Source organism: Sphingomonas bacterium (genome assembly GCF_903643035.1).
Taxonomy (GTDB): Bacteria; Pseudomonadota; Alphaproteobacteria; order Sphingomonadales; family Sphingomonadaceae; genus Sphingomonas.
The window spans coordinates 1-9,387 of sequence record NZ_CAHJWW010000101.1 but is presented as its reverse complement, the minus strand read 5'-3'; the positions used below and the strand labels follow the sequence as shown (position 1 = coordinate 9,387).

The following is a 9,387-nucleotide window of genomic DNA, read 5'->3' as shown; positions in this document are numbered from 1 at the left end:
TTGAGGCCGAGTCCGCGCATGGCGTCGATCATCTCATGCCGCTGCACGGATAATACCTCGCAGGCTGTCGTAGCGGGTGGTTTCTACCTGAAGCAGCGCAGCAAGCTGTGCGTCCTCGAATTCTCGCAGAATCCAGGCGAGGCCTTGCCGACGACCTGCACCACACTGCAACCCAGCACCAATATTTTCGACATCGCCTTCCAGACCGCATCGACCCAAAGCCGGGAGTCCTGGTCGAGCTATGGGCAGGCGACGTACAAGCTGCTCGACGGGCTTCGCCTGACAGCGGGTGCCCGCTACACGCAGGATACAGTGTCGGCCGTCGTCAGCAACTACTTCAACTTCTATGGTCCGTCCACGAGCGCCGGGCTGAAGAGCCGGGCGGTGACAGGCAAGGTTATCGTTGGAAGGCGACCTGAGCCCGCGCAACTTGGTCTACGCGACCGTCTCGCGCGGGTACAAGCCGGGCGGCAGCAATCTCTCGCAGACGCCGATCCTGGTGCCGGTGATCTACCAGCCCGAGCACGTGACGGCGTTTGAAGTGGGATCAAAGAACCGCTTCGCCGACAATGCGCTCCAGCTCAACCTCGCCGCGTATTATTACGCCTACAGGAACCTTCAGCTCCAGCTGGATGATCCGGTGCCGTTCCAAGGCGGCGTCGGCAATGTTGACAAGGCCGAGATGTACGGACTGGAGGCCGAAGGATCCGCGCTGTTGCCGGCGGGGTTCCGCTTCGACGGCACGATTGGGCTGGAGCACGGCAGGATCCTGTCGCACCAGCTGCTGCTCGACGGTTATGAGGGCAATTTGGCGCAGCTGACGACGCAGGCGCAAGGGTTCGGCGCGTTCACGCCGCAGACGATCGCCGCGCGCGCCGCGGCAGCCAAGAGCGCCTATGGCAACAGCGTGCCCAAACTGCCCGGCGTCACCGGCAACCTGACGCTCTACAAGACCTTCGACACCGCCTCGGGATCGAAACTGGTTTCGAACTTCTCGGCGGTCTATCGTGGACCGTTCCAGCCGCGCGTATTCAACGAACCCGGCATTGATCGGGTGCCCAGCTACTTAATTTTTGACGCCGGTATCCAGTTCAAGCCAGCGCATAGCCATTGGGGGCTGGATATCGTAGTCAGCAACCTGACGGATAAGGCCGGCGTCAGCTCCCGGTTCGTTGATGCGTTCTCCATCGCCTCCGACGCAAACGGTCGTGGTGTCATCACTCAGGAATATGTGCCGCCCCGCCAGCTGATCGCGACGCTCCGCTACAGCTTCTGATGGCGGGCGGGGACCGCTTCCCCGCTCAGTTTAGGGATAGGACAGGACCGCCGTCATGATCGCGTCGATGACACCGGCGGTCGACAGCGCCGTGCACAGGCGGATCGGACGACGACGGGCGAAAGGCGACGGTCGGCTGCGCTGCATCGTTTCCGGTCGCTGGTCGAACACGACCATGCCGGTCGTGAGCTCTCCATGCAGTTCGACTGCGGCGCGACGGTCCGCATAGCTCGCCAGCGCCGGTGCCAGATAGGGCAACACCGCACACGCGTCGTGCTGGGGCGCGCTGTCCATCCCTGTGACTTCCATCTGCCTGTCGCGGTAGAAGCGCATCACCTGACCGATGAATGGCGCGATACGGCGACCGCTGGTTTCCAGCCGGACTATAACGCGGTCCGACAGGCCGGTGTGCGAGGTGATGTCGTACCCGACCATGTGCATCGGGATCGACGAGGCCAGCAGCGCATCCAGCGCCTCAGGATCGCTGAACGCATTGAACTCGGCGACCGGCGTCGTGTTGCCCCGTCCGGCCGATCCGCCCATGATCGAGAGGGACACGATGCCGGCTTCGACATGCGGGTGTGCGGCCAGCGCCTTTGCCAGATTGGTGAGCGGCCCAGTGGCGATGACCGACACGCCACCCGGACGCGCCACCTGCTGCGCGATGAACTCGATCGCGTCCATCGACTGAGGCTGGGACCGGGTCCGCGGCAGGTCCGCGCCGTCGAGACCCGACCGGCCATGGACGTTCGCCCGACCCGCGATCGCCGCAGCGGCGCCTCCGACCCGCGAAAGACCGGGATGTCGAGGCCCGCAAGGTCGAGAAAGTCCAAGGCGTTGCGGGTCGTCAGGGCGACCGTAGCGTTGCCGTACACCGTCGTGACCCCGGCGATGTCGAGCGCCGACGCAGCCAGCAGGATCGCGACGGCATCGTCATGGCCGGGATCGCAATCGATGATATAGCGCATGTCTCTGTCCTAAGGGATTGCGGCGGCGGACGGCGCGGCGAGGCTCGCAAAATGCTCGATCTCGGCGCGGTACGGCATCGCGTCGCTGGCCCCCGTCCGGATAACCTCCAGCGCCGACGCCGCCGATGCGAAACGCGCCGCGTCCAATGGGGTGGCACCCCCGCTAAGCGCGGCGGCGAAGGCACCGTTGAAACAGTCGCCTGCCGCCGTCGTGTCGACCGCGGCGACACGGTGGGCGACGACGAAGGCGGGATCGGCACCGTCGGCCAGCAGCAACGATCCGCGCGCGCCCAGCTTGATGATGACTTTGCGCGCCCCGAGCGCGCGGAGCCGTGTCGCGGCGTTGACCGGGTCGAGACCAGCCGAGGGCAAACGGAGTAGCGACCGGGCCTCGCTCTCGTTGAGTGTCAACCATCCCACCCGCGAGAGCAGCTGAGGTGATAGCGCGCTCGCGGGCGCGGGAGCGAGAATGAAGACCACCCGGCATCGCGGGCCAGTTCCGCCGCCCGCAGCGTCGTCGCCACCGGCACTTCGAGCTGGCACAATACCACGCGCTTGCCCCGGAACTGATCCGGCGTGAGCGCATCCGGCGCGAGCTGCGCATTAGCGCCTGCCAGCACGGCGATCATGTTGTCGCCGCCCTGCGCCGTCATCACCACCGCAAGGCCAGATCGCGTGTCGGCGACGCTGGTCCACCGACGCCGATCCCCTCGGCCAGCACGGTATCCCAGATCAGCCGACCGGGACGGTCGTCGCTGATACAGGTCACTATGTCGACCGAGCCTCCGGCGAGTGCCGCCGCAACCGCCTGGTTGACGCCCTTGCCTCCGATCTTCTCGTCGAACGCGTCCGCCCTGATCGTCTCCCCCGCCGCGGCCAGGCAAGGCACGACCAAACTGTGATCGACACTGGCGCTGCCGACAACAAGGATGTCCGCCATGGGTCGCGTCGCAACCTAATCATCGCTCGTCCGTAGTCCTTGCCCCCGTCAATGCGCGGTCATCGCGGCGAGCCTGGTATCGCCGGGCGCGTCGGTCGATCTTCCCGCCAGCCGCAGCGGCCGATAGGACGGCATGACTATGAGCAAGAGCGCGCTGCACAACAGCGCGCCACCGATCAGGACCAGCGCGAGATCGTAATTGCCCCGCATGTCATAGGCCAACCCCATCAGGACCGGCGTGAAGCCGGACACGAGGACCGAGACGCCAAAGATCGTCCCATAGATCTCGCTAAAGGAACGCACACCGAAGTAACGCGGAATGACGCAAGGCAAGAGCCCATATTCGGTCCCACTGCCGATGCCGATCAGCACCGCGCCAACGAACAGCCATGTCGAACCGACAGCGAACCCGATCAACATCAACCCGATAATGGCTGCGATCAAGAAAGCACCGGCGAAACGGGGCGACCCGGTCCGATCCAGCATCGCGCCGATGACGATCTGCCAACTCGCATTGCACAAGGCGGTGGTCGCAAACACCGAGGTCGCGGCGTTCAGCGAAACGCCACGATCGGTGAGCAGCGGCACCATATGGGTCAGCATCGCGCTGAGCGAGCCCGCGCCGAGCGAGACGCTGCCCATGAGCAACCAGAAGGCGGGATGCTGCCGCGCTTCCCGCAAGGTGAGCCCCGGCAGCGCGGGACCGGCCTCGAGGACGAACGCTTTGCCAAGGGCCGGGTCCCGCAACAACGCCATCGCGGGAAAGCCGACCAGGAAGGTGAGCGCGCCCAACGCGACATAGGTCTCGCGCCAGCCATGATCGGCCAAAAGGCTCTTGGCGAGGAATGGCATGAGGGCGATGCCGATGTTAATCCCGAACGCGCCGGTGACCGCGAACAACAAGCCTTGGTGACGGGGGAACCAAAGCGAAATAGGCTTCATCAGCAGGAGGCAACTGGACAGCGTCCCGGCCAGACCGGCGAGAGCATAAAGCGCGTAGGTGAGTGCTCGATCCTTGCTCGACACCGCAAGACCGGCGACGCACAGGGCGAACACGACGTTGCCGATCAACGCCACTGGGCGGACGCCGTAGCGGTCCGCCAATCGCCCGGCGATCGGATAGCCGCCCACGCCCACGATCGCCATGACGAGCAGCACGGCGGAGAACTGGGTCCGCGACCAGCCGAGCGCGTAGGTGACGGGTCCCAGAAAGATGCCGAACGTACCGTTGAGCACGGGTGTCACGCTGACCAGGTTACCCACCGCGCAGCCGACGATCACGCCGGCGCCGCCCCAGTTTCGGCTTTGAGTTGGCACTGCGGCGATCCTGCTTCCTGCTGGCGACGAAGGGTCCCATAGCCGGGCGGGGTTGCACAGCAGCAACTTCGCATTGCAACGATCGCTTTTTGCGCCTTCCGCGCCGCCTCGGCGATGCCCTAATGTTCGACGCGTCAGGCAGGCGAGCAGCCGAACTGTTCAAGGAAGAAGCGGCATGGCGATCGCCGATCTACCCCGGGCCGACGCCTTCATGCTCCGCCGCTGTTCGGTCCCGAAGGCCTTCCTCGCGCCAGGCATCGCGGACCGGGACGGCGACATCGTCCTATGCGATGTCCAGGTCGCGGCAGGGAAGATAGTGGGGGTGACGCGGTCGGACGCGGGATCCGGCATCCTCGCGTCATGTCCCGAAGTCGACATGGCGCGCGCGATGCTGTGGCCATGCTTCACCGACCTTCATTGCCACCTCGACAAGGGCCAAATCGTCGACCGCGCGCCCGCTTGCGACGGGACGTTCCTGGCGGCACTGGACTCCGTCGCGGTCGACCGGGCGTATTGGGATCGCAACGACACGCAGTTCCGGATGGACTTCGGACTGCGCTGCGCCTTCGCGCATGGCTGTGACGCCGTCCGCACCCACCTCGACTCCGACCACGCGACGGCGCTCGCGAGCTGGGAGGCCTTTGCCGACCTGCGCGATCAATGGGCGGGGCGCATCGCGTTGCAGGCCGTCTCGCTCGTCCAGGTCGGCGCGCTGGCCGATCCGGCCCTGGCGCGCGCGGTAGCGGAGCGGACCGCCACGTTCGGCGGAGTCCTGGGCGCGTCCACCCGGCAGGTGCCGGACCTCCCAGCGATCATCGACCACCTGTTCCTGCTCGCCGAGGAGCGCGGCCTCGATCTCGATTTCCATGTCGACGAAACGAGCGACCCCGCGGCGACCGCGTTATTGCTGATCGCGCAGACCGCGATTCGGCGGCGATTCGGCGGCAGGATCGTGGTCGGCCATTGCTGTAGCCTCGCCGTTCAGGACGAGCCACTGGTCGACTGGACGCTGGACGCGGTCGCGCAGGCGGGGCTGTCCGTCGTCATCCTGCCCGTGCTGAACCTGCAGCTACAGGACCGGCACCCTGGCCGTACACCCCGCTGGCGCGGCATTACGTTGATCCATGAAATGCGCGAGCGGGGCATCCCGGTCGCCATCGGCGGCGACAACGTGCGTGACCCGCTCCATCCCCATGGGGACCACGATATGCTGGCGGTGTTCCGCGAGGCGTTGCGCATCGGCCATCTGGATGCGCCGGTCGGCGATTGGCCCGCCAGCGTGACGGGCGTGCCTCGCGCCATGATGGGACTGCCCGCGCGCCAGATCGGCGCGGGGCATCCGGCCGACTTCATCCTCTTCTCGGCGCGAACCTATAGCGAGCTGCTGGCACGCCCCCAGGCGGATCGGGTTGTCGTGCGCGATGGCCAACAGAGCACGGCGCGGCTCCCCGATTTCAGCGCACTGGACGTCCTGCTGCCAACCCATCGCTGATTGCAGAGTCGTCTATGCCCCATAGGTCTGTTGCACCTTCGCGCGGATATGCTCGCCGGCGGTAATCGGAGGGTAATGCGGCGGCGTGGCTGGCGAGGCGCATCCCGGCAGACACACGATCTCGGCATCGTCGCGCGGGCCGGTGAAGAACACGATCGACAGCCGGCGGCTCGATCCGCGCCGCTCGGCGGGCGGATTGACCACGCGGTGCATGTTCGACACCCAACGATCGTTGGTCCACCGTTGCAGCAGGTCGCCCGTATTAATGACCAGCGTTCCCGGCACGGAGGGGACATCGCTCCACCGCCCGTCAGGCATCAGCACCTGGAGTCCGCCCGGAGCGCTGTCCTGCAACAGGATAGTGAACCCAGCGAAATCGGTGTGCGGAGCGTTCCGCAACTGCCCCGGTTCAGGCGTGACGTCCTGTTCGGGATAATAGGCAAGCCGCAACTTGTTCTGCATCGGCGAGTAGAGCGCGTCGAAATGGTCATCGGCAAGGTCGAGCGCGGCCGCGCTGAGCCGCATCAACCGCTTGCCCAATGCATAGCCCGCGTCGGCATAGGCGCCGATCGACAAGGCCAGCTTGTCGGGTAGGTCCGGCCACCTCGACGGTACCGTCGTGCCTGTCCCGGCCTCACTGCCGGCGTCGGAGAAACTTAAGGACTCGACCAAGTCCGGGGCGCCGGAGCCGCCGGACGTTCGACCGACACTCTCGCCCATCGGCGGTATATATCCCATCGTGCCGCGCCGCGCCGGGTCTGTCTCGGCGTACTGGAGCTTCACCGCCAGAGGCTGTTCGAAGAACGCGCACGCCTGTCGGTGAAGATTTGCGGTGAGCGTTTCCGGGATGCCGTGGCCGCGGATGGTCACGAAGCCGAGCGTGTCCAGAGCGTCACGCCACCGCGCCACGGTGGTGGCTTTGCCATTGGCGTCACTGTCCTGGAAGCCCGAGATATCAATCAGCGGTATGTCCAAGGATACCTCCTCACGTCGTCAACACATCTCCGATCCTAGCATTGGTGCGATGCCTTTCCAGCTCCGGTTTGCGTTTCGATGAAGCTCATTTACAGGCTGATCGCGGATCAGCGCGAGTGCCCGGGGAGTGTCGATGCGGTTGTTGCACTCACAATTATTACGGTATCTCGACGAGGTCGCGCGCGCCGGATCGATCCGCAAGGCATCGGCGAAGCTCAACATCGCTTCGTCCTCGATCAATCGGCAGATACTGGCGCTGGAAGCGGAACTGGGCAGTCCGATCTTCCACCGGTTGCATCGCAGCTTGCGGCTGACGCCGGCGGGCGAAATTCTGGTCGACCATGTACGCCGTACGCTGAAGGACCTGGGCCATGCGGTCGGACAGATCGAGGATCTGCGGGGCATCCGTCGCGGCACGGTGACCGTCGCGCTCGTCGGTGGCTTGGCCTCCACGCTCATCATCCGCGTCTGCTCAAAGTTCCGCGAGCGCTACCCAATGGTGAAGCTGGTGTTCCGCCGGTACGACGGCGACAAGATCGCGACGGCCGTTACGTCCGGTGAGTGCGACCTTGGCCTGTCGTTCCTCCTGCCCGACGATCCGAACCTGACGGTCGTGGCCGCGATTGACTGCTATGTCGGCGCCATCGTCCCCACGGATCATCCGCTCGCCAAGCGTGCTTCCGTGAGAATCAGCGATTGCGTCGGCCAGCCGATGATCCTGCCCGACGAGACCATGATGGTGCGTGGGATCATCAACGCCGGGTTCGAGCGCCTCAACACGAAATTATACCCGGAGATGGAAAGCAACTCCATCGAGATGATCCGGGGGTTCGTCGCGTCGGGGCAGGGCATCTCGTTCCTGAACCAGATCAACGTCAACGACGAACGCGCGCAAGGCCTGTTGGTGTTCCTGCCGATCGTGGACAGGCTTCGACCGCTCAACCTGCGGATCGTGCGCCGCGCAAAGGACCAGCAGTTGATCCCGGGACTTCTCGCGAACGCGATCAAGGCGGCGGTTGAGGAGCTGGAACCGGGGAGCGGCTCGCAAGGCACAGATAGATTATACTCCGAACCGCGCGATTCATAGCCATCGGCAAGTGATGGCCTGCGCCGGGTTTATGCCGAAAAAGCACCGGAGCGCTTTCAATTAAGCGCTGGGATACGTGGCCTAAGGTTCTCATAGTCCGCCCGACACAGCGGGCGGTGAGATGAGCACGACATATCATCTGAAGTCGACGCCCGACACGGTGCGCTTCGGCATCTTCGACGCGGCCTTTCCACCCGTTCTTTCGATCAGGCCGGGCGATCAGGTCGTGGTCGCGTGCGTCTCTGGCGGCCCCGAGGTGATGCCCGAGCCGAGTGCGGGCTTTCGCGTGCCCGCACCGCTCGCCGCCATCCATGCAGCACACCTGCCGCGCATGGGGCCGCATATCCTGACCGGACCCATCGCCATCAGGGGCGCGGAGCCCGGTGACTTGCTCGAGGTGCAGATCGAGAGGGTCGAGTCCAATCTCGACTGGGGCTATTGCGCCTATCGCCCGCTTGCCGGAGCGCTACCGGAGGATTTTCCGGAACGGATGGTCAGCCATCTCGCCATCGATCGGCAGGCTGGCCTATGCCATCCGCCTTGGGGCGGCTCGCTTCCGCTCGCGCCATTCTTCGGCACGATGGGTGTCGCTCCGCCCGCCATCTATGGAGCGCTGTCCAGCCGGGAGCCGCGCGAGCATGGTGGCAATCTCGACAACAAGGAACTACGCGCAGGCACAAGCCTGTTTTTGCCGGTCTGGGTTGAAGGTGCGTGCTTCTCGGTGGGCGATGGCCATGGCCGGCAGGGTGATGGCGAGGTCTGTGTCAACGCTCTGGAAACCGGACTGACGGGCACCTTCCGCTTCGTTGTTCATAAAGGAGCCGGTCGTCTGCGCCGACCAATCGGCAGGACGTCGGATCACTGGGTTGTCATGGAACTGGACGAGGATTTGGACCTGGCCATGAAACAAGCGGTTCGTGAGGCGATCGACCTGATCTGCCGCGAAACGGGTCTGACCCGCGGGCAAGCCTATCAGCTATGCTCCTTGGCCATTGATTTCCGCGTGACGCAAGTGGTGAACGGCGTGAAAGGCGTGCATGGCATGATCGATCGCGCATTGCTTGACGGCTGCCGCGCTCACGCGGTGGTCCATAGGACTTCAACTGCTAGCTAGAGGGGTAGACTGCAAATCTAATAATAAGGAGACAGAAGGTCTGGCCGGTACCGGCTGTCAGTACCTTTGTGCTTGCTATCGGGTCCTCGAGCTCTTCAGACACGCGCCAAGCGTGGCCAATTTTGCAAGGTCGCTTCGCGACGAGTAGAGTCAGGAGGTGGCGCGGTGTCGTGCGGTTCGCCTGTGGGGCTCACCAGACGACCCGTTTCCACCCCCTG

The 9,387-nt window shown here is 64.8% G+C and carries 11 protein-coding genes and 1 pseudogene; 5 read left to right on the top strand and 7 right to left on the bottom strand.

The features are described from left to right. The coding region (locus HUV01_RS08095; RefSeq protein ID WP_217430958.1) for a TonB-dependent receptor at window positions 1–540 on the top strand (540 nt) is incomplete at its 5' end. After that, complete coding sequence (locus HUV01_RS08090) at window positions 431–1,276, top strand: TonB-dependent receptor domain-containing protein (protein ID WP_174297785.1); 846 nt, start codon at window positions 431–433, stop codon at window positions 1,274–1,276. The genes HUV01_RS08095 and HUV01_RS08090, both read left to right, overlap by 110 nt. Window positions 1,277–1,306: 30 nt before the next feature. Here HUV01_RS08090 and HUV01_RS15150 read toward each other — a convergent pair whose 3' ends face one another. The 6 genes and pseudogenes from HUV01_RS15150 to HUV01_RS08060 form a co-directional block, all read right to left on the bottom strand. Beyond that, complete coding sequence (locus HUV01_RS15150; RefSeq protein ID WP_368040009.1) at window positions 1,307–2,041, bottom strand: nucleoside hydrolase; 735 nt, start codon at window positions 2,039–2,041, stop codon at window positions 1,307–1,309. Window positions 2,042–2,073: 32 nt separating this feature from the next. Continuing rightward, window positions 2,074–2,244: pseudogene (locus HUV01_RS15480) on the bottom strand (nucleoside hydrolase); the annotation flags it as partial. 9 nt (window positions 2,245–2,253) lie between these two features. Further along, on the bottom strand, window positions 2,254–2,655 hold the full coding sequence (locus HUV01_RS08075; protein WP_254606494.1) for a PfkB family carbohydrate kinase: 402 nt from the start codon (window positions 2,653–2,655) through the stop codon (window positions 2,254–2,256). Beyond that, window positions 2,652–2,897: a hypothetical protein gene (locus HUV01_RS08070; RefSeq protein WP_174297775.1), complete on the bottom strand. Its 246-nt coding sequence runs from the start codon at window positions 2,895–2,897 to the stop codon at window positions 2,652–2,654. Before HUV01_RS08070 ends, HUV01_RS08075 begins: the two co-directional genes overlap by 4 nt. After that, window positions 2,897–3,184 (bottom strand): PfkB family carbohydrate kinase, encoded by a 288-nt coding sequence (locus HUV01_RS08065; RefSeq protein ID WP_174297781.1) that lies wholly within the window; start codon window positions 3,182–3,184, stop codon window positions 2,897–2,899. Before HUV01_RS08065 ends, HUV01_RS08070 begins: the two co-directional genes overlap by 1 nt. Before the next feature lie 48 nt (window positions 3,185–3,232). Continuing rightward, a complete protein-coding gene (locus HUV01_RS08060; RefSeq protein WP_174297780.1) occupies window positions 3,233–4,465 on the bottom strand; it encodes an MFS transporter in 1,233 nt (410 codons plus the stop codon). Between the two features lie 211 nt (window positions 4,466–4,676). Between HUV01_RS08060 and HUV01_RS08055 the strand changes: the two genes are divergently transcribed. Continuing rightward, a complete protein-coding gene (locus HUV01_RS08055) occupies window positions 4,677–5,993 on the top strand; it encodes a cytosine deaminase (RefSeq protein WP_174297779.1) in 1,317 nt (438 codons plus the stop codon). 12 nt (window positions 5,994–6,005) lie between these two features. Here HUV01_RS08055 and HUV01_RS08050 read toward each other — a convergent pair whose 3' ends face one another. Continuing rightward, a complete protein-coding gene (locus HUV01_RS08050) occupies window positions 6,006–6,968 on the bottom strand; it encodes an isopenicillin N synthase family dioxygenase (RefSeq protein ID WP_174297778.1) in 963 nt (320 codons plus the stop codon). A gap of 133 nt (window positions 6,969–7,101) precedes the next feature. Here HUV01_RS08050 and HUV01_RS08045 point away from each other — a divergent pair, with 133 nt between their 5' ends. Beyond that, window positions 7,102–8,055, top strand: a complete 954-nt coding sequence (locus HUV01_RS08045; protein WP_174297777.1) for a LysR family transcriptional regulator — start codon at window positions 7,102–7,104, stop codon at window positions 8,053–8,055. Window positions 8,056–8,176: 121 nt separating this feature from the next. Next, window positions 8,177–9,169 (top strand): acetamidase/formamidase family protein, encoded by a 993-nt coding sequence (locus HUV01_RS08040; RefSeq protein WP_174297776.1) that lies wholly within the window; start codon window positions 8,177–8,179, stop codon window positions 9,167–9,169. Window positions 9,170–9,387 lie beyond the last annotated feature (218 nt).

Bases quoted from the DNA above. Each gene is read 5' to 3' on its own strand.
- HUV01_RS08070 (WP_174297775.1), bottom strand. From the start codon at position 2,897: ATGACGGCGCAGGGCGGCGACAACATGATCGCCGTGCTGGCAGGCGCT.
- HUV01_RS08065 (WP_174297781.1), bottom strand. From the start codon at position 3,184: ATGGCGGACATCCTTGTTGTCGGCAGCGCCAGTGTCGATCACAGTTTG.
- HUV01_RS08055 (WP_174297779.1), top strand. From the start codon at position 4,677: ATGGCGATCGCCGATCTACCCCGGGCCGACGCCTTCATGCTCCGCCGC.
- HUV01_RS08045 (WP_174297777.1), top strand. From the start codon at position 7,102: ATGCGGTTGTTGCACTCACAATTATTACGGTATCTCGACGAGGTCGCG.
- HUV01_RS08040 (WP_174297776.1), top strand. From the start codon at position 8,177: ATGAGCACGACATATCATCTGAAGTCGACGCCCGACACGGTGCGCTTC.